18 protein-coding genes are annotated in these 19781 nt (G+C 46.6%); 11 read left to right on the plus strand and 7 right to left on the minus strand.

Annotated elements, in window-relative coordinates:
• Window positions 1-62: 62 nt before the first annotated feature.
• A complete protein-coding gene (locus tag QL234_RS20545; protein ID WP_281559643.1) occupies window positions 63-1112 on the plus strand; it encodes a 2-dehydropantoate 2-reductase in 1050 nt (349 codons plus the stop codon).
• A 56-nt stretch (window positions 1113-1168) separates the two neighbouring features.
• Here the strand turns inward: QL234_RS20545 and QL234_RS20550 are convergent, their stop codons facing one another.
• Window positions 1169-1342, minus strand: a complete 174-nt coding sequence (locus tag QL234_RS20550; RefSeq protein WP_169749402.1) for a hypothetical protein — start codon at window positions 1340-1342, stop codon at window positions 1169-1171.
• 234 nt (window positions 1343-1576) lie between these two features.
• Here QL234_RS20550 and QL234_RS20555 point away from each other — a divergent pair, with 234 nt between their 5' ends.
• Window positions 1577-4144, plus strand: a complete 2568-nt coding sequence (locus QL234_RS20555; RefSeq protein ID WP_281559644.1) for an EAL domain-containing protein — start codon at window positions 1577-1579, stop codon at window positions 4142-4144.
• A 58-nt stretch (window positions 4145-4202) separates the two neighbouring features.
• Here QL234_RS20555 and QL234_RS20560 read toward each other — a convergent pair whose 3' ends face one another.
• The 5 genes from QL234_RS20560 to QL234_RS20580 form a co-directional block, all read right to left on the minus strand.
• Window positions 4203-5834, minus strand: coding sequence for an MFS transporter (locus QL234_RS20560; protein WP_281559645.1), 1632 nt, complete (start codon window positions 5832-5834; stop codon window positions 4203-4205).
• Between the two features lie 198 nt (window positions 5835-6032).
• Window positions 6033-6362 (minus strand): hypothetical protein, encoded by a 330-nt coding sequence (locus QL234_RS20565; protein WP_044830488.1) that lies wholly within the window; start codon window positions 6360-6362, stop codon window positions 6033-6035.
• A 305-nt stretch (window positions 6363-6667) separates the two neighbouring features.
• Window positions 6668-7264 (minus strand): peptidylprolyl isomerase, encoded by a 597-nt coding sequence (locus QL234_RS20570; protein WP_281559646.1) that lies wholly within the window; start codon window positions 7262-7264, stop codon window positions 6668-6670.
• A gap of 5 nt (window positions 7265-7269) precedes the next feature.
• Window positions 7270-7872 (minus strand): YajG family lipoprotein, encoded by a 603-nt coding sequence (locus QL234_RS20575; RefSeq protein ID WP_281559647.1) that lies wholly within the window; start codon window positions 7870-7872, stop codon window positions 7270-7272.
• On the minus strand, window positions 7869-9008 hold the full coding sequence (locus tag QL234_RS20580; protein ID WP_281559648.1) for a methyltransferase: 1140 nt from the start codon (window positions 9006-9008) through the stop codon (window positions 7869-7871). Before QL234_RS20580 ends, QL234_RS20575 begins: the two co-directional genes overlap by 4 nt.
• A gap of 126 nt (window positions 9009-9134) precedes the next feature.
• Here QL234_RS20580 and QL234_RS20585 point away from each other — a divergent pair, with 126 nt between their 5' ends.
• Window positions 9135-9716 carry an alpha-ketoglutarate-dependent dioxygenase AlkB gene (locus QL234_RS20585; RefSeq protein WP_281559649.1) on the plus strand — a complete coding sequence of 194 codons (582 nt, stop codon included), beginning with the start codon at window positions 9135-9137 and terminating at the stop codon, window positions 9714-9716.
• A 138-nt stretch (window positions 9717-9854) separates the two neighbouring features.
• On the plus strand, window positions 9855-10181 hold the full coding sequence (gene bolA / locus QL234_RS20590; protein ID WP_274050984.1) for a transcriptional regulator BolA: 327 nt from the start codon (window positions 9855-9857) through the stop codon (window positions 10179-10181).
• 134 nt (window positions 10182-10315) lie between these two features.
• Here bolA and QL234_RS20595 read toward each other — a convergent pair whose 3' ends face one another.
• Window positions 10316-10945: a PEP-CTERM sorting domain-containing protein gene (locus tag QL234_RS20595; RefSeq protein WP_281559650.1), complete on the minus strand. Its 630-nt coding sequence runs from the start codon at window positions 10943-10945 to the stop codon at window positions 10316-10318.
• A 421-nt stretch (window positions 10946-11366) separates the two neighbouring features.
• On the opposite strand from QL234_RS20595, the gene QL234_RS20600 reads away from it, so the two are divergent.
• The 7 genes from QL234_RS20600 (at window position 11367) to QL234_RS20630 (ending at window position 19780) form a co-directional block, all read left to right on the plus strand.
• Window positions 11367-11936 (plus strand): TRAP transporter small permease subunit, encoded by a 570-nt coding sequence (locus tag QL234_RS20600; RefSeq protein ID WP_281559651.1) that lies wholly within the window; start codon window positions 11367-11369, stop codon window positions 11934-11936.
• A 2-nt stretch (window positions 11937-11938) separates the two neighbouring features.
• The gene (locus QL234_RS20605) at window positions 11939-13324 is read left to right on the plus strand and encodes a TRAP transporter large permease subunit (RefSeq protein WP_281559652.1); all 1386 of its coding nucleotides are present in this window, start codon (window positions 11939-11941) and stop codon (window positions 13322-13324) included.
• A 30-nt stretch (window positions 13325-13354) separates the two neighbouring features.
• The gene (locus tag QL234_RS20610) at window positions 13355-14458 is read left to right on the plus strand and encodes a TRAP transporter substrate-binding protein (RefSeq protein WP_281559653.1); all 1104 of its coding nucleotides are present in this window, start codon (window positions 13355-13357) and stop codon (window positions 14456-14458) included.
• 209 nt (window positions 14459-14667) lie between these two features.
• Window positions 14668-15858, plus strand: coding sequence for an enoyl-ACP reductase FabV (fabV, locus tag QL234_RS20615; RefSeq protein WP_281559654.1), 1191 nt, complete (start codon window positions 14668-14670; stop codon window positions 15856-15858).
• Between the two features lie 601 nt (window positions 15859-16459).
• Entirely contained in the window at window positions 16460-17794 is a 1335-nt protein-coding gene (locus QL234_RS20620) for a Na(+)-translocating NADH-quinone reductase subunit A (protein ID WP_281559655.1), read from the plus strand.
• A 2-nt stretch (window positions 17795-17796) separates the two neighbouring features.
• Complete coding sequence (locus QL234_RS20625; protein WP_281559656.1) at window positions 17797-19011, plus strand: NADH:ubiquinone reductase (Na(+)-transporting) subunit B; 1215 nt, start codon at window positions 17797-17799, stop codon at window positions 19009-19011.
• Window positions 19001-19780, plus strand: coding sequence for a Na(+)-translocating NADH-quinone reductase subunit C (locus tag QL234_RS20630; protein WP_281559657.1), 780 nt, complete (start codon window positions 19001-19003; stop codon window positions 19778-19780). Before QL234_RS20625 ends, QL234_RS20630 begins: the two co-directional genes overlap by 11 nt.
• The last annotated feature ends 1 nt before the right edge of the window (window position 19781 follow it).

The following is a 19781-nucleotide window of genomic DNA, read 5'->3' on the forward strand; positions in this document are numbered from 1 at the left end:
ACAGGGTTGTCGAGCCGGAAAATTTTACCAGTAGAGAAACAGCCAAGAACAGGAAAAGTGTGATGCCAGCTTCATTTAAACAACAAACCGTTTTACTCGTCGGGGCCGGCGCCGTCGGCGCTACCATTGCCGCCTGGCTTGCCCCCAAGCTTAAAAACTTTTATGTGTTAGATCAGGGGGAAACCCTTAAAGCTATAGCAGAAAAAGGGGTCAGTTCCTATTTACAGCACCATAAGCAAGCAACAGAAAATACCCGGGTGAAAACCGTGGCAAGTTTTAAAGAGTGCCCTAAGCCGGATATTATCTTGCTGTGCGTAAAAAATTACAGTTTAGACGGTTTGTCCCAGGCAATACTGGATGTTTATGGTGAGCAGGCCCTGAAAGATATCGTGGTGGTGGGGCTGCAAAACGGTGTTGAAAATCAGCAAATATTGCCGAAATATTTTCCTAAGCTGGTCTACGGCATTATCAGTTTTAATGCCTGGCTTGATGAACCCGGCGTGGTCGGTTATCAGGCCAAGGGACCTTTTATTTTCGGCACCCCGGATAATAGCCTGCAAACGGAAGTTGAGCGGGTCACTTCGGTATTTAATTTAGGGGTCGAGGCCATTGCCAGCCGGCATTTTCAGGATGCGGCGCTGTCGAAAATGATCATCAATCTTACCAATTCCTTTACTACATTGATGGGCTTGGGGTACCGGGAAATCGATCATCCCTCTTTGTTCCAGAAAATTCTCAGCCAGCTGACTTATGAGGGGGTAAAAATCGTTAAAGCCTCCGGCCATAAAGAATGTAAGGTCGGGGATATTCCCAGCTGGTTTATTATCAGCGCCAGCGCTAAGCTGCCGCAGTTTTTAACCCGTAAGGTGTTTAATAAAAACGTCAAGAAGATGGTGGTCAGCTCTATGGCCCAGGATATCATCCAAAATGGCCGCAGCGATAATGAACTTGACGGCATCAACGGGTACCTGCTTGAGCTGGCGGATAAGTTTAATGTCGAGGCGCCCTATAACAAGGCGATGTACCGACTTTGCCGGCAGGCATTCAGCCAGGAGAAGTTTGAGCCTATCAGTGTCGAGGAGGTCTGGCAGCAAATGGCGCTAACCAGCTAACGGCTAAGCCGTTGACAATCAATTTATTGCTAAAGCAGGTGACAATAAAACCATTGTCACCTGTGGGTAACAAAGATCATCAGGATAAAAAAGCCGATAATAATGGCATTGAACGAGATAATGTAAGCAAATCCCCTCAGGCCGTCTTTGACGGTGTAACCCTTTTCGGTCAGATACCACCACCAGATACCGCACATAAGAATAGGCAATAAAATGAAAAACTTTATCATAAAGTTAAATAGTTACTTATTATATTCCAATATCATAGGCGAAAATATCGGCCGATGCTATCGGTGAAATTAGATATTTCACAGTATTTGCTCTTCTTTGCTTTGACGGGAGGTTAAACCTTTCCCCGGGCAGGTGGTGAATGCTCTATTTTGCGCGTCTTGATACAGATCAAATCTCTTGCTTTTTAAAACTGGTATAAAACACTGCGGTAAATTGTATCAGAAAATAAACGTATGACTTTGGTGAGTAATAAGAGCACATTAACAGCTTCTCATTTGGCACAAAAAAACTTGTTATCCTGTGCGCCGGACACCCCTTTGTGTCTGGCGGCACAAATGATCCGAACCCATAAAACCAGCTCTATTTTGATAGAGGAGGACGGTAAAACTATCGGCATCTGGACCGAAGCCGACTGCGCTAAATTATCCTTTGAGCAACAAGATTATTTTGACAGCCCGATCAAGCAGTTTATGAGTGCGCCGGTGCTGACCATAAAGGCCGATACTCCGTTGCAAAAGATCATTATGACCTTTTACCGGAATCGGGTACGTCATTTGCTGGTTGTGGATGAAAATGAGCAGGCGATAGGCATAGTGAATCAAACGGATGTAATTAAAAAGCAGGGAATCGAGCATTATCTGCAGCTAAGAAAAATAAAAGATAACTACAACTCCAGAATACCCGTGATCAGCGGCAAGCTGCCGGTGAGTAAAATCGCCGAAGCCATGGCGGAATATAAGAGTTCCTCGGCGCTGGTCAAAGATGAACAAAGCGGCGAGTACGGCATTATTACCGAGCGGGATTTGCTGACCATTCTCGCGGAAAAGCACCGGGACCGCGATGCCTGGTTTTATGCCGCTTATCCGCTGGTGACCATACATGATGAAGACACCCTGCATCAGGCCTATATCACCATCAAGCAAAACAATATCCGCCACCTGGTGGTGACCAACAGTTTGAGTGAAATCGTCGGTATTTTGTCTTTGCAGCATATCTTATCGGATATTGAAATTGCCTATGTGCAAAAACTGGAAACCATTTTAACCGAGCGGGACGATGCCCTGCGGGAGTCAAAAAAGAGTCTGTATTTTGCTGAAAAAATAATCGAAGCCTCCCTCGACAGCATCATGGTAACCGATGCCAGTGGCAAGATCTTATCGGTGAACTCGGCCTTTACCAAGCTTACCGGTTATAGCGAAGAAGAAGCCATAGGGCAACCGGCGAGCCTGCTTAGCTCCGGGCGCCATGATCAAACATTTTACCGGGAGATGTGGGGAGCGATTGCCGAAAACCGCATGTGGCAGGGGGAGATCTGGAACAAAAAGAAAAACGGCGATATTTACCCTGAATGGCTGACCATAGTGCAGATAGATCAGGATGATGAAAGCGAGCATTTGTTTGCCGCCATATTCAGCGATATTACCGACCGTAAGGTCAGTGAAAATAAAATTCACGCGCTGGCGTTTTTTGACGATCTCACCGGTTTGCCCAACCGGCGCTTGTTTAACGACAGGTTTGAAATTGCCCTGTCCACCGCCCACAGAAATGGGCAGCAGGCGGCAGTGCTGTTTCTGGACTTAGACCGCTTTAAGCAGATTAACGACAGCCTGGGGCATAAGGTCGGCGATGAATTATTAAAAGCGGTATCGAACCGGCTTAATGCCAGCCTTAAAGAAGGGGATACCGTTTCCCGTTTTGGCGGCGATGAATTTGTTTTGTTATTAACGGAAATGGATTGCGTCAAAGACGTGGTTTCCGTGGTGGAGCGCATCAGTAAGGTGTTGAGCCAGCCTTATGAGCTGGAGTCGAAAAAGCTCCATGTTACCCCGTCAATCGGTGTGGCCATTTATCCCGAGGACGGCCAGGATACGGATACCTTGCTTAAGCATGCCGATATTGCCATGTATAAGGCCAAGGACAGCGGCAGAAACTCATACCAGCTTTATACTGCAGAAATGAATGTGGTGGCGATGGACCGCTTGCTGACGCAGAATTATTTGCGCAGTGCGTTGCAGCAGGATGAACTTGAGCTGTTTTACCAGCTGCAGTTTGACAGCATCAGCGGCCAGGTGGTGGGTATTGAAGCCTTATTGCGCTGGAATCACCCTGAGTTAGGGTATGTCTCCCCCGCCTACTTTATCCCGATGGCGGAAGAAATCGGCATTATCGTCGATATCGACCGCTGGGTATTGCGTCAGGCTTGTAAGCAAAGAAAACGCTGGCAACAGTTGGGGCTGGAAGATGTCCGGGTGGCGGTGAATATCTCCGCCTTACACTTTCGCCATGACCTGATCAAGTCGATTGAACTGGCGTTAAAAGAAACCGGTTTAGATCCCAGGTTATTAACCTTGGAAGTTACCGAAGGCTGCCTGATTGAAAATATCGAACAGGCCAGTAAAACCCTAACCCGGGCCAATGAACTGGGCATTAAAAATTCCATCGACGATTTCGGTACCGGTTTCTCCGCCCTGAGCTATTTGACTCAGTTGCCATTTGATACCTTAAAGATAGATGCCGGTTTTATCCGTAAGCTGCCTTTTGATCAGCAGGAATGTCAGATAGTGGCCACCATTATCGCCATGGCGCAAGGGCTTAATCTCGGTATTGTCGCGGAAGGGGTGGAAACCCGGGAGCAGGTGGATTTTCTTACTAAAAAAGGCTGCTCGGTGATGCAGGGCTATTTATACTGCAAACCCGCCAATGCTGACAGCATCAGCGCACAATTGCTTGAGCTTTATGGAAAAAACAGCGCTAATACCACCGGGGACAATATTGCTGTTGAAAACCTGGCTGAAATCTAAAAGCTGATTTTTTATTTCCTTTGCCGGGAATTCAATGACCCGGCAAAGGATAGTCTGCTTATCCCGATGAGTTGTTGCCGTTTTGTGCCTGGTTTTTTTCTATCAGCACCGTCAGCGGTTTACGGATGGAATATAAGAACAGCAAGCTGGGAATGACCATAAAGGCGGTGAGCACAAAGAATAAAGACCAGTTACCGTCAAGCCAGTCGACAATAATACCTGAATATGACCCAAGCATAACCCGGCCAAAGGTACCCAGGGAGGCCATCAGCGCATATTGGCTGGCGGTAAAGGTATGGTTGCACAATACCGATAACAGGGCGACAAAAGCCACCGAGCCCCAGGCGGAGGTAAAACCGTCGACAAACACGGTAAAGGCAAACAGTGCCTTATCCGGGCCGACGATCGCCATCACGGAAAACAGCAAGTTGCTGGCAGCCATTGCCGTGCCGCCGATAAACAAGCCCTTTAAAATACCGTAACGTATGGTAAAGACACTGCCGATTAGTGAAAAAATGATGGTGACCGACCAGTTGATCATTTTCGAATAATAGGCGATATCGCTGTTGGAAAAACCCACTTCCCGGTAAAACACAATCGACATGCGTCCCAGGTAAGCTTCTCCCAGTTTAAATAAAAAGATAAAGAGTAAAATGGCTATCGATAACCGGGCGCCGTTGCGGTCGAAAAACTCCTGGATGGGGGCAACTAAAGTGGTCAGTAACCAGGCGGTCAGGCGGAGGGTACGGTTCGGCGTCGAAACAGGCCCTGTGCCTGTTTCATTATTCATTATCTGGCTGCTGACCACTTTATTTAAGCGGGTGAGTTGTTGGCTGAAAAGCAACAGCAGCAGTAGGATAAAGACACTGATCAGCCAAAAGCGGTAACCGCTGTCGATAACCCCCTGCGGCCAGCCGGGGTAACCTATATTGGCATAAATAATCGCGGCAAAAATGGCCGGTAAAATAAGCAGGATAGCCAGCGGTTGCCTGCCCTGGGTAGGTAGGGCTTGCAGGTAATTTTTTTCTATTTTCTGCTGTACCGCCTCGCGGTTGCTTTTCGGTTCACGCACCACCATGGCGGTGATCATTAAGATAGCCATGATCACGGCCAATACCAGGTATACTTGCGACCATTGCCAGTCTGGTTGATCCACCAGGATAAAGGGGATACTGCCTAAACCGGCAAAGCCGGTCCACCAGCCGGAGGTGGCCATGGCGGAGCCGGCTGCCATGTAATTCGTATCTTTATCCTGCAACAAGTCGATACGATAGGCGTCTATGGCAATATCCTGGGTAGCGCCGCAAATGGCGATGATTAAGCCAAAAAAAGCCATCAGACTGAGCTGGTTGACGACATCTAGCTGGCTTAATTGCAGTGTGGCCAACATGATCAGCAGCTGGGTGGTTAAGATCCAGCTACGCCTTTGTCCTATAAACCGGGTTAATAAAGGTACTTTGAGGCGGTCCACCAGGGGTGACCAAAGAAAGTTAATGCTGTAAGCAACAAAGATTAAACCGAATAAGCCGATACTGGAACGGCTTAAACCGGCATCTGTTAACCAGCCGCTCATGGCAGAGCCTGTCATCACCCAGGGAAAACCGCTGGCAATACCAAAGCAAAAGATGCTGAGTAACCTGCGATCTTTAAAGTAGGACAGAGTTTGGCGTAAGCTGTGGGGTGAAGACATAAATAGCGGGTACCTGAAAAAGTCTGGAGACAGGATGAATAATGAAGGCTAGGTTATCAAAGACTTGCGCCTATAGCCAGGGAAGGTGGCAGCGGCAGGTCATTAGTCTGTCAGTAATTGCGTTGAGTCGGGTTTTTAGGGGAGGTTTTCAGTTATGGGGGCGATAACTGCTTTATTATAGAAGGTTTGAAAGATAGCTCAGGGAATAGGCCGCCAGCCGATACAATCTATCGGGTAGCTGCCGGTGCCGGCGAAAAAGTCCAGACAGGTATTGATTTCGCTTTTCAGATACAGGTCATGGCTTAGCGACTGGGCGCCGTGTAAACTGATTTCATGAACAATATGCCAGAACACCCTTTCCTGGGCATTACCCGGGGTTTCTTCGGTGACATTGAGCAAGGTCCATTCATCCATGACATCGACGATGAATTTATCCAGCTCGGTATAATGTATGCCCTGCTCCAGAACCGCCTTGACATAGGCACTGATCTGCGTTGTTTTTTCGTTGATAAACTGCTCGATTATCATTCGTGATCCCCAAAATGCTATTGGCTTATTTAATTCCTTTTAGAAACGAATGTGGAAGAATTTCCATCGTTTGGTGATAAGCGCCGATGTGAAGTTTTATTATATAGATTCAGTATTAGTTATTAACGATAAAGCGGGGCTTGTCAAAAGCAATACTAGTGTTTTTTGTCAACAAATTGTAAAAAAGAGTATATAAGTTTGATCGGTATCAATAAATTTTCTTTTGCTTAAGCAATTTTATTGATGCCGATCTTTGACAAAGTTGCTCTTTTCTGCTTTTGCCTTGCAGTTAATAAAGAGCAAGTCTACTGTGCCGGCAGTAAGGTGGCTTTTTTCAGGATCACGGGTTTTACCGGAACATCCGACCAGGCCATTTCTTCGTTATAACCAGTTTCTACCTGGGCCATGGCTTCAAGGACTTCTTCCCCTTCGACGATACTGCCAAAAACCGCATAACCCCAACGTTTGCCGGGATCCAGAGATTTATTGTCGGCGACATTAAAAAAGAACTGGCGGTTGGCGGTATGGGGGCGGTTTTCTTTGGCCATGGCGATGGTGCCGGCTTCGTTTTTCAGGCCGTTGCCGGATTCGTTGACTATGCTTTCGTTGACTTTTTTCTCGATAAACAGGGGATCATAACCGCCGCCCTGGACGATAAAATCTGCCATGATGCGATGGAAAAGGGTGTTATTGTATTCACCCGTGACCACATAGGTGAGGAAGTTATCGACGGTGATCGGGGCTTTTACCCGGTCAAGCTCGACGATAATCACCCCCATAGAGGTTTCCAGTTTTACCCTGGGGTAAATGTTATTGGGATCTATGGCGGCGTTTTTTGCCTGGCTGAAAAAGCTGAGGCAGAGAATAAATAACGTCAGAAGTTTTATGTTAACTGCTTTCATGGGGGTTACCTGATAAATTGCTGGATTTCTTGATTATCAATTACCTGGGCCAGCAGCAAAGCTAATTGCTGGTTAAAATCCCGCTCCAATACTGCGATATCTGCTTTTAATGGTCCGTGGCTGCTGCCGCGGTTGCGAAAAGTATTGGTGAGGGTGCTGATACCATTGTCAACTTTTACCGTGAGCACTATTTCACTTTTGACCTGGTATTGCATCAGTTGCTGGTCGACCTTGATTAAGGCCTGGTCGATAGAAACTTCGATGGCATTGGTGGCGACCGGGCCCATGGCCATACCCTGTTTGTTTAATTGTGTCGTTAAGCTTTGCGCCACTATGTCTTTGAGGGGCGCTTGCGAAGAAAACAGCTGCGCCGCTTTTTCCGGGCGTGAAATCTGTACTATGTGATTGCCGGTGCGCATATCAAGTACCTGGAGTTGTGCCTGTTTATTGGCATACTTGCCTGAGTTTGCCGCCATGACCTCGGGGGCGACAATCAAGTGACTCGGAGTCTGGCTGCAGCCGCCGAGCAGTAACAGGGCAGGGATGGCCAGCATAGCACCGAGTTGCACCCGGGCTTGTTTTAAGGGAGTTAGATTTTTTAGTTTCATTTTTTTATCGCTGAAATAGTGACGAATTTTTCATTGGTGGCAATCAGTTTGTGGTTGCCGAAAATACGTTGTAATTTAACATGATAACCTAATTGTCTGTTACCGATAATACGCAATTCCCCGCCTTTTTTTAATACCCTGAAACTGTCATTGAACATTTGCCAGGCAATATGATCTGTGGTGGCGGTTTGCTGATGAAACGGCGGATTGCAAAGAATGACATCGGCACTGCCCGGCTCAAAGCCGGTCAGGCAGTCATTGACATGGAAAATACAGTTATCCACGACCTGGGGTAAGTTGTTTTCAATATTCTCGCGGGCAGAAGTGATGGCCATATGAGATTCATCGACAAACCGCACTTTGGCTTGCTCTTGGGCGGCGAGCACCGTTAAGCCGATAACGCCGTTACCGCAGCCTAAATCTATTACCCGGCTGCCGGCGGCGATTTCGGGTAAATTCTGGATAAAATAGCGGGCGCCTAAATCTAATTTCTCCCTGGCATAAACATTGGCGTGGTTACTCAGGGAAAAACGGGTATTTTCCAGTGGCCAAACCGTTGGAAAGGGGGAGTTATAATGGGCAGGGTTGTCCAGCTCGGCAAAGACCAGCCGGGCTTTTTTTACCGCCAATGAGGTTTTGGTGGTGCCCAGGTATTTTTCAAACTGTTTTAACGTCGATGTATGGATTTCTTTGGCGCGGTCGGCGGCAATGAAAATGACTTTTTCACTGTACTTTTGTTTTATTTTTAGCAGTTGCTCGCTGAGTAAGGACTTACTTTTTGGGATCTTGTATAAGATAACATCAATATCATCCGGCAAGGGATCTAAACTGGTCAGTTGGCTGCGGTTATCATCACTGAGATGGTTTTGCTCCAGGTTATGCTTGATGCCGCAGATACTTAAAAAAGAATCGTTGACGGTAAAGAGTTGGTTTTCGGTGAAGTTTACCGTTAGTGCGCCAAATAAATCATTAAAGATTAACACTCTGGTGTCGGGTTTGATCAGCTGGTGCTGGGCAATATGGTTGACCAGGTACTCATCGGCGGCATCCCAGGCCTGTAAACTGCGGTTGACCTGTGCCAGGGGATAGCGGTCAAGGTGGAGGTTTCTGTCATTGATAATAAAAGGACTGAGCATGGTGTTAATAACTTTTATTTGGGCCTGTCCCGGGTCTGGACCGGAGGTAAATATGGAGAATAGGCCGTTATTGTGACAAAATTCCGTTAATGTCGCCAGTTTTATACTATGTCCGCGTAGTAAGGAATGATTATTAACATCACCGCCACCAATGCCGATTTGCAGTATTTCCCGGATTTTATCCCTATGGCCAGGAGCCGGCTGTTATATGATGAGCTGGCACAGCAACTGGACTGGTCCCAGGACAGTATTGTGCTTTACGGTAAACCCGTGCTGATCCCCAGGTTGCAAGCCTGGTATGGTGATGATGGTCTTGATTATACCTATTCAGGGCTCACTTTATCGGCAAAACCCTGGTTGCCGGTATTGACACAGCTAAAGCAAATGGTGGAAGCAAAAACCGGGAAGCCGTTTAATGCCGTGCTGGCAAACCTTTATCGTGACGGTAATGATACCGTTGGCTGGCACAGTGATGATGAACCTGAATTGGGGGAAAATCCGGTGATCGCTTCTTTGTCATTCGGCGGGGAAAGAAACTTTAACTTAAAGCATAAAATTTCTGGTGAAAAGCTGACGGTACCTTTAAAATCAGGCAGTTTGCTGACCATGGCCGGGCAAACCCAGCGTTATTGGCAGCACTGTTTGCCGCGGACAAAAAAGGCAAAATTGCCGCGAATTAACCTGACGTTTCGGCAAATAAAAAGCTAAAAATATTTTTTCAGGTTTAGCAAAACCTTATGATTTTTTCATTCAATCGGCCGTCTTGTTTGATGGCATATTCAATCTAACAAACTAGAGTTAATGATGATAGGCCAGTTACCGGGCTAATATCATCAGGGAAATAACATGACAATTGAAGCCATAATCGAAGAAAAGTTACTCACGGCATTCTCTCCCGTGCATTTGGATGTGATTAATGAAAGTCACCAGCACAACGTGCCCCCGGGCAGCGAATCGCATTTTAAAGTGATCATAGTCTCAGAAAAATTTGAAGGGGAGCGTTTGATCAACCGTCACCGGGCCATCAATACCTTGCTGGCCACCGAGTTGGCGGAGCATATCCATGCCCTGGCTCTGCATACCTATACCGAAAAAGAATGGCAGAATTATTACGCTGAGAATACGCCGTTATCGCCTAAGTGTCTGGGAGGCGGGAAAAAGCAGTCGGTATAAAAGCAAACAAGTGTTAACTTTTGTAAGTGAAAAGCGACTTCCCCGGAAGTCGCTTTTTAATTACGGTTTTAATAATGATATTTTTCAGCAAAAGGGCCTGAAATCATAATGCCTGTTAGCTTATCGCTATGTGCTTATTTTTTACGTCGGCCAAATCCCAGCCCTAGTAAACTCAGTCCCAATAATGCAATAGTTGCCGGCTCAGGAACTTCCGATGCACCGGACAAGGTATTGAAAGAGAAATTATCAAATCCCCAATAAGGTCCTGTGGTACCGGAAGTTTGAAAAGTCACCGAGGTGAAGGCTTTATCTGTGGTGAAACCGGCAAAGCCATAGGCGTTGGATGATGAAGCTGCCGATATGACATCACCGGCATCCGTGGTGGCGGTTACCCAGATACCGTTGCCGTAAAAGTCACCAAAATCAAAACTGAGTGAAGTGATGGCTTCATCAAAAGTTGCCATATAACCGCCGTCCTGCAGATCCAGCCAACCTGTGTTGTGCCAGGCGGGATCCAGGTTCGAGTCATAAAGGCTATAAATAGCGCCGGCATTAAAAGTCACGCCGTCAACATAATACTCAGAGCCTCGACTGACTAACGAACTCTGGCCCTGTTCGCCATTAAAGTCGATTGTTGTAGTATCGCCGGTAGCTGCAGCCCAGTTGGAAAAGCTATCGTAGGTTATTAGCTCTGCACTGGCCGGGGCGGCAAGCATTAGTGCACTCATCAAAACGCTTGCCTGGGAAATCTGTTTGATCATCATATAAGTACTCCTATAAAAATATATGATTGGGTTGTTTGCAGTGAATCTAGCCAGCAAAGATAAAGCCAGTTTTTTATGTTTTTGATATATAAGTGTTTATAATGTGAACGCTGGGTTTTTGACGGGCCTTTAAATTACTTACGGCAGCAGATAAGTTGTTGCTTGAGTGACAATTGCCCTTGTTGTAACAAAAAAGCGCCCGCTTTTTGAAGGCCTCTACTGCCGCTGCTCCGGAGGTTGGTAAACCTTGAGCTGTTACTTTTTACTTGGCCGTTGATTTTGCCCGGACAGGAAAATAAACCGTAATTTAGGCCAGAGCTCAGTAAATTCAACCGTTTTTCAAGGTAAGGTTTCCAATTTTTGTCAAATTCTGTTATTTGTTTACCCCATTAAAAAGAATAACTATTTTTTGGAAACAGGTATGTTGGTTAACGGGCTAAAAAACGCCGTCGCCGTCATCGATAGCTTTACCGAGTTAACCGGCAAAATAATCGCCTGGCTAACCCTGGTCATGGTGTTGATGACATTCATCATTGTCTTATTGCGTTACGGCTTTAATCTTGGCTGGGTGGCCATGCAGGAGTCGGTGCTTTATTTTCACGGCATCGTTTTTATGCTCGGCGCCGCCTATACCCTCAAAGCCGACGGTCATGTGCGGGTCGATATTTTCTACCAGAGGTTTTCGGCTAAAACCAAGGCGTTGGTGAATCTGTTGGGCGGAATTTTTCTGTTATTGCCTGTGGTGGTGTTTATTTTCTATATCAGCCTGGATTACGTGGTTATTTCCTGGCAAATCATGGAGAAGTCTTCCGAAGCCGGTGGCTTGCCGCTGGTTTATCTCAATAAATCCCTGTTGTTGCTATTGCCGGTGACCTTGTTGCTGCAAGGTCTGGCGGAAATCATGCGCAACCTGGCTTTCTTGTTTGCTGGTAATAGTGTCGATAAAAATGCCGGTAACAACTCAGATAACAGCAAAACGGGAGAGAGCTAGCCATGGAATACGCAGCAATTTTGATGTTTGTCGTGGTATGCCTGGTATTATTGCTGGGTTACCCGGTCGCGTTATCCCTGGCGGGCACCGCGCTTTTGTTTGCCGGGGCAGGTATGGCCCTGGATGTCTTTGATCCCGCTTTTTTAACCGCTTTACCCAGCCGTCTTTACGGGGTGGTGAATAACCAGACCTTACTGGCGGTGCCGCTGTTTGTTTTTATGGGGGCCATGCTTGAGCGCTCGAAAATCGCGGAAAACCTGCTCAATGCCATGTCCCTGCTTTTTGGTCGTTTTCACGGCGGTTTAGGGATTTCGGTTATTCTGGTTGGGGCCTTACTGGCGGCAAGTACCGGGATCGTCGGAGCGACAGTGGTGACCATGGGGCTGTTGTCCTTGCCTACCATGCTTAAACGCGGTTATAGCCCGGCTTTTTCCTCCGGGATCATTTGTGCTACCGGTACCCTTGGCCAGATAATTCCTCCTTCTATTGCCCTGGTTTTACTCGGTGATGTGTTATCCAATGCCTACCAGAAAGCCCAGCTGGATATGGGCATATTCAGTCCGGAAACCGTCTCTGTAGGGGATTTGTTTGCCGGTGCGGTAGTGCCGGGGTTGATTTTGGTGGGCTTTTATATTCTTTATTGCCTGGTGCTTGCCGTGGTTAAGCCCGACATTATGCCGCGTCTGGAAGCCGAAGACATAGAAAAACTCACACAGAATCAGTCTGTTCCGGCCTTGATGTTGTCAGCATTAGTGCCGCCGCTGTTATTGATGGTGGCGGTATTGGGCTCTATTCTACTGGGTTTTGCCACGCCTACCGAGGCGGCAGGTGTCGGAGCCATGGGAGCGACCTTATTAGCTTTGGCGCAAAAGAAATTGACCCTGGAAAATTTACGGGCGGTGATGCAAAGCACCACCAAGATCACCGCCATGGTGTTTTTGATCCTTATAGGCGCCAGTTTGTTTTCCCTGGTGTTTCGCGGTTTTGGCGGCGAAGAGCTGGTACACGGCTTTTTCCAGCAGATGCCGGGCGGGGTTGTCGGCGCGACCTTGATTGTGATGCTGGTGATCTTTTTATTAGGTTTTATCCTGGACTTTATCGAGATCACTTTTGTGGTGGTGCCCATCGTTGCCCCGGTTTTATTGGCCATGGGGCTTGATCCTATCTGGCTGGGCATTATGATAGCCATTAACCTGCAAACCTCCTTTTTGACGCCGCCGTTTGGTTTTGCGTTATTTTATCTACGCGGGGTTGCAGCTAAATCGGTGCGCACGGCAGATATTTACCGCGGTGTGATCCCTTTTATTGCGATGCAGCTGGTTTTGCTGATCGCCCTGGCGATTTGGCCGGAATTAGTCACCTGGTTGCCTGAGCTGATGTACAAATAAAACATCCGGGCAAAAACAATGGAAATAAGAATGATAAACAAAATGAATAAATGGATCTCGGTCAGCCTGCTGGCGATTTCAAGTTTAGCGTTAACCGCCTGCGGCGATAAGCAAAGCGGCGGTCAAAGCGGGCAAAGCGCACAAGTAAAAACCTATAAATGGAAAATGGTGACCTCCTGGCCGAAAAACTTCCCCGGGCTGGGTATGGCGCCGGAAAAGTTTGCTAAAAATGTCGATGAAATGAGCGGCGGCCGGTTAAAGGTTCAGGTATATGGCGCCGGTGAACTGGTGCCCGGGTTCCAGGTGTTTGATGCCGTTTCCGGCGGTACTGCACAAATGGGTCACAGCGGTTCATATTACTGGAAAGGCAAGATCCCTTCTTCGCCGTTATTCGGCGCTATTCCTTTTGGCATGACCGCGACTGAATTAAATGCCTGGCTGCATTATGGCGGCGGTCTGGAGTTATGGCAGGAGATGTATAAACCTTTTGGCATTATTCCTATGGCGGGGGGCAACTCGGGGGCGCAGTTTGCCGGTTGGTTTAAAAAAGAAATTAACTCGATGGACGACCTTAAGGGGTTGAAAATGCGTATTCCGGGACTTGCCGGAGAAGTATTGCAGCGTGCCGGTGCGGTGCCGGTCACCTTAACCGGCGGCGAGATTTTCTCTTCCTTGCAAAGCGGCGCCATAGACGCGTCGGAATGGGTAGGTCCTTATAATGACCTGGCATTTGGCTTCTATCAGGCGGCGGAATATTATTATTCTTCTATCTGGCATGAGCCGGGTACCGGACTGGAATTTCTGATCAATGAAAAAGCCTATAATGAATTACCCAAGGATTTGCAAAAAATCGTCGAAGTGGCGGCCCGGGCGGTGAATGAATCGACCCTGGATGAATATAATGCCCGCAACAACGAAGCTTTGCACCAGCTACAGGAACAGCACAAAGTGAAATTACGTACCTTGCCTGAGCCGGTGTTGGCAGAATTAAAACGCATCACCGCCGAGGTGATGGCGGAGCAGGCAAGTAAAGATGCCGGTTTTGCCAAGGTATGGAAGTCTTACAGTGAGTTTATGGCCTCTATTCGTGAATATCATGATTTGACGCTTAAGGAATATTATTTAAACCGCTAAGGCATTTTCTTAGCCAGAAAATGACTGCTCGTACCTCTTGCCGTAGCAAGGAGGAGTAAACTAGCGGCCATTATTAGTTATTCATAAAGAACGTGAGTGGTGTTTTTGAGAAGATAACCGCTGTTATCTTCCAATGGACTCATGTTTAAATAGACATTGCCGCCTTATTACGGCGGCAGTAAAAACAATTATATCGAAAAGGTTTTCCTATGGTTATTCAGCCAAAAATTCGTGGTTTTATTTGTACAAATGCTCATCCTACGGGTTGTGAAGCACATGTAAATGAGCAAATCTCTTATGTCAGAGCCCAGATACAGGCGGAAACTAAGCCAAAAAATGTCCTGGTGATCGGGGCGTCTACCGGTTATGGCCTGGCTTCACGTATTACCGCCGCCTTTGGTAACAATGCTAAAACCTTAGGGGTTTTCTTTGAAAAGCCGCCGACAGAAAAGAAAACCGCTTCCGCCGGTTGGTACAATACCGCCGCTTTTCAAAAAGCCGCTGATGAAATCGGCCTGTGGTCAAAAAATATCAATGGTGATGCTTTCTCTAATGAAATCAAAGAAAAAACCATTGATGTTATCAAAGAAGACTTAGGTCAGATCGATTTAGTGGTTTACAGCCTGGCATCGCCACGCCGTACCGATCCTGTGACCGGCGAAGTTTATTCATCGACCCTGAAACCCATTGGCCAGGATGTCACCACAAAAAACTTAAATACTTCGAAACGCATTATCGACGAAGTGTCTGTTGAAGCGGCAAGCGAAGATGAAATTGCCAATACTGTTAAGGTAATGGGCGGCGAAGACTGGGAATTATGGATTAATGCCCTCAAAGAAGCTGGTGTCCTGGCGGATGGCTTTAAAACCGTTGCTTATACCTATATAGGTAAAGAGCTGACCTGGCCGATTTACGGTAAGGCTACCATAGGCCGAGCCAAAGATGATTTAGACCGGGCTTCAAGTGCCATTAAAACCGCTACCGCCGATATTCAGGGGCAAGCTTATGTGACTTCCCTTAATGCCGTGGTCACTCAGGCGAGTTCGGCTATTCCTATTATGCCGCTTTATATTTCCGCCATGTTTAAAGTCATGAAGGGCGACGGTACCTATGAAGGCTGTATCGAGCAAATTCAGGGCTTATTCCGTGACAATTTATACGGTAAAAACCCTACTCTGGATGATATGGGCCGTTTACGCCAGAACAACAAAGAGCTTGAAGACAGCGTTCAGCAACGGGTGACGGATATCTGGAACAAGGTAACTACAGACACCATAGATGAGTTAACTGATTATAGCGGTTATCATAAGGAGTTTTTACATCTGTTTGGTTTTGAACTTGCCGGTGTTGATTATGATGCCGATGTTAGCCCGCTAGCAGAGATCAATAACCTGGTTTAATCACCAGGTTAACCTTGTGGTTTATAGCTAAACCAACAATTTATCTTTGTGATAAAGCCGTTTTCAGCCGAAAGAAAACTTCAATATTCTCGCTAATAATGAAGTAATTTGGCTGTAAGCGGCAAAATCCAATTTTATTGTCCCTGGTCAAGCCCGGGATCCTTCCTTTGTAATATAAAACCTAGTGGTTATTGTTAAACCATTTTTGCCTGAAATTTGACCGTTATCCAGCTAAGCAAAGCTTTTTGCCGCTTGTTTATTTTAGCGCAAGTCAAAGTTTTGCTGCATTTGCAGGCAGGATGGCAATTAATCGTCTAAATTGTAATGAAAAATGACAATGGCCCGTAGAATAAAAAACAGCTTTTTGCTAAAATCGCGCCAGATTTTTAACTTAGAGCCAGTGGATGTTAATTTCTTAGGAAATTAGCTGTTCTGCTGAAATACACTGAAATCGATTATTTATCTTACTTGGTTATTGTTTAAGTCTTTGTTTACTATGCTGTTTGGATGTATTTTCAGGCCGTCGTTAAGTAATGGTTAAGCACGTCAGGTACGTTAGATTATTGATTTTGATACTCCCGTCAAAGTAGTGCAAGTGTTTATGATTACGATAAAAAAAGGTCTGGATGTTCCTGTAGTAGGAGCTCCCCAGCAGGTAATCCATGATGGTCCGACCATCAAAACCGTTGCAACACTCGGTGAAGAGTTTGTGGGCATGCGACCAACTATGTTTGTTAAAGTAGGTGATCGTGTTAAAAAAGGTCAGGATCTTTTTGAAGATAAAAAGAACCCTGGCGTTAAGTTCACAGCTAATGCTGCCGGTGTTGTTAAAGAAATCAATCGTGGTGAAAAGCGTGTTTTACAGTCTGTTGTTATCGAGCTCGATGGCAATGAACAGGAAACATTCAAAAGCTATTCCGCCAATGAGTTAGCCTCATTAGCACGTGAAGATGTGGTTGCTAACCTGGTGAATTCAGGTTTGTGGACCGCTTTACGTACCCGTCCGTTTAGTAAGATCCCTGCTATCGACAGCGAGCCCAAAGCAATTTTTGTCAGCGCTATGGATACCAATCCGTTAGCGGCAGATGCTGAAGTGGTGATCAACGATAACAGCGAAGCGTTCCAAAACGGCTTACAGGTCCTGGCCCGCTTAAGCGGTGAGGTGTTTGTTTCCAAGGCCCCCGGAGCGAATATTCCGGTAGCAGCCAATGCCAAGGTGAATGAATTTGCCGGTAAGCATCCTGCAGGTCTGGTTGGTACTCATATCCACTTCCTTAAGCCTGTCAGTGCTGAAAATGTTGTCTGGCACTTAGGTTATCAGGATGTGATCGCTTTTGGTAAATTGTTTACCTCAGGTGAGCTGGATAACTCTCGTGTGATTTCCCTTGCTGGTCCTGCAGCGAAAAATCCGCGTTTGATTCGCACTACTTTAGGCGCTAATACTGCTGATTTGACTAAGGGTGAAGCCAAAGAAGGTGAACTCCGTGTCGTTTCCGGCTCTGTACTTTTAGGTGCCAATGCCCAGGGTGTACACGCTTATTTAGGCCGTTACCATGTGCAAGTTTCTTTGCTGCTAGAAGGCAGAGAAAAAGAGTTCATCGGTTATATGTATCCGGGTCCTAATAAATTCTCGGTAACCCGTGCCTTTATGTCGCATTTCTTCCCGAAGAAATTGTTTAACATGACCACCACTACTAACGGTAGTGCACGAGACATGGTGCCGATCGGCAACTTTGAGCGTGTGATGCCATTAGATATTTTACCAACCATGTTGTTACGTGATTTATGTGCCGGAGATACCGACGGTGCACAGCAGCTTGGTGCCTTGGAGCTGGATGAAGAAGATTTAGCCTTATGTACATTTGTTTGCCCCGGCAAAACAGATTACGGCGTTGTTCTTCGTGAATGCCTAACTACCATAGAGAAGGAAGGTTAGACATGGGCTTGAAAAAGTTTATTGAAGATATTGAGCCGCATTTTGAAAAAGGCGGCAAACATGAGAAGTGGTTTGCCCTTTACGAAGCCATTGCTACAGGTTTATTTACCCCGGGTTATGTGACTAAAGGCAAAACCCATGTACGCGACAGTATAGATTTGAAGCGTATTATGATCACCGTCTGGTTGGCTGTGTTCCCGGCGATGTTCTTTGGTATGTACAACATAGGTTACCAGGCTGTTGAAGCCATGGCGGCCGGTTATGCCTTACCTGATACCTGGCAAGTAGGTCTGTTTGAAATGCTTGGCGGCAGCCTGGGAGCTGACTCCGGCTGGTTCTCCATGATGCTCTACGGCGCCATGTTCTTCCTGCCTATTTATGCCGTGACCTTTATCGTTGGTGGCTTCTGGGAAGTATTATTTGCCGCGGTACGTAAACATGAAGTGAATGAAGGTTTCTTCGTTACCTCTATTTTATTTGCCCTGATCGTGCCTGCTTCCATTCCTTTATGGCAGGTGGCTATCGGTATTACCTTTGGTGTGGTTATCGCCAAGGAAGTATTCGGTGGTACAGGTAAAAACTTCCTCAACCCGGCTTTAGCGGGTCGTGCTTTCTTATTCTTCGCTTACCCGGGTGAAATCTCAGGTGATGCGGTTTGGGTTGCCGTTGACGGCTTCTCCGGCGCGACTTCATTAAGTGCTTTTGCCGCTGCTACACCTGGCACAATTGATTACACCATGAATGCTGACTGGTGGGATGCTTTCTGGGGCTTTGTTCCTGGCTCTGTCGGTGAAGTTTCTACTGCCGCTATCTTAATCGGTGGTGCTTATATCCTTTATAAAGGCATTGCCTCATGGCGCATCGTGTTAGGTGTGTTCTTCGGCATGGCGGCAACCGCTACCTTATTTAACCTTATCGGCAGCGATACCAATGCCATGTTTGCTATGCCTTGGCACTGGCACTTAGTAGTGGGTGGTTTCGCCTTTGGTATGATGTTTATGGCAACCGATCCGGTATCAGCATCTTTTACCAACAAAGGTAAATGGATGTTTGGTGCCTTAGTAGGTGTCATGGTGGTATTAATTCGTGTGGTTAACCCGGCTTTCCCAGAAGGCATGATGTTAGCTATCTTATTTGCCAACTTATTTGCACCACTGTTCGATTACTTTGTGGTACAGGCAAACGTAAAACGGAGGCTTGCACGTAATGGCCAGTAATAAAGAAACTTTCGGCAAAACGCTGATTTTTGTTTTCATTGTTTGTTTAGTCTGTGCGGCGTTAGTTTCTATTTCCGCCGTTGGCCTGAAACCTTTGCAAACGGCTAACCGTTTGCTGGATCAGCAAACCAAGATCTTAGAAGCTGCCGGTTTATTAGAACAGGCAGGTAAAGATATTAAAGGCACTTACGGCAAATATGTTGAAGCTAAGATGATTGACCTGGACTCAGGTGAATTTGTTGAAGGCAATACCGATATGTTTGACGAGCGTCGTGATTCCCGTGATATGACTAAGAGCTCTAAGCCTAAAAATGATATCGCCGGTATCAACCGCCGCGCTGACAATGCCGTTATCTACCTGATAAAAGATGACAGCGGTAAGATCACCACTATCGTTCTGCCTATTATCGGCAGCGGCTTATGGGATCTGATGTCAGGTTTCGTTGGTTTAGCCCCTGACTTAAATACCGTACGCAGCGTGATCTACTCAGAGTTAAAAGAAACTCCGGGCTTAGGCGCCGAAGTACTTAACCCGAACTGGAAAGCCTTATGGCCGGGTAAGAAAATGTTTGATGAGCAAAACAATATTGCCATTAAACTCGTTAAAGGCGGTGCTAAAGCCGGTGATGTCAACGGTGTTGACGGTTTGTCCGGTGCGACATTAACCAGTAACGGCGTTGAAAATACTCTGCACTTCTGGTTAGGTGAAGAGGGTTACGGTCCGTTTATCACTAAATTCCGCACTCAACTTCGTGACGGAGGAATGTAAT

It is taken from the genome of Thalassomonas sp. RHCl1, assembly GCF_947387555.1.
Classification (GTDB): domain Bacteria; phylum Pseudomonadota; class Gammaproteobacteria; order Enterobacterales; family Alteromonadaceae; genus Thalassomonas.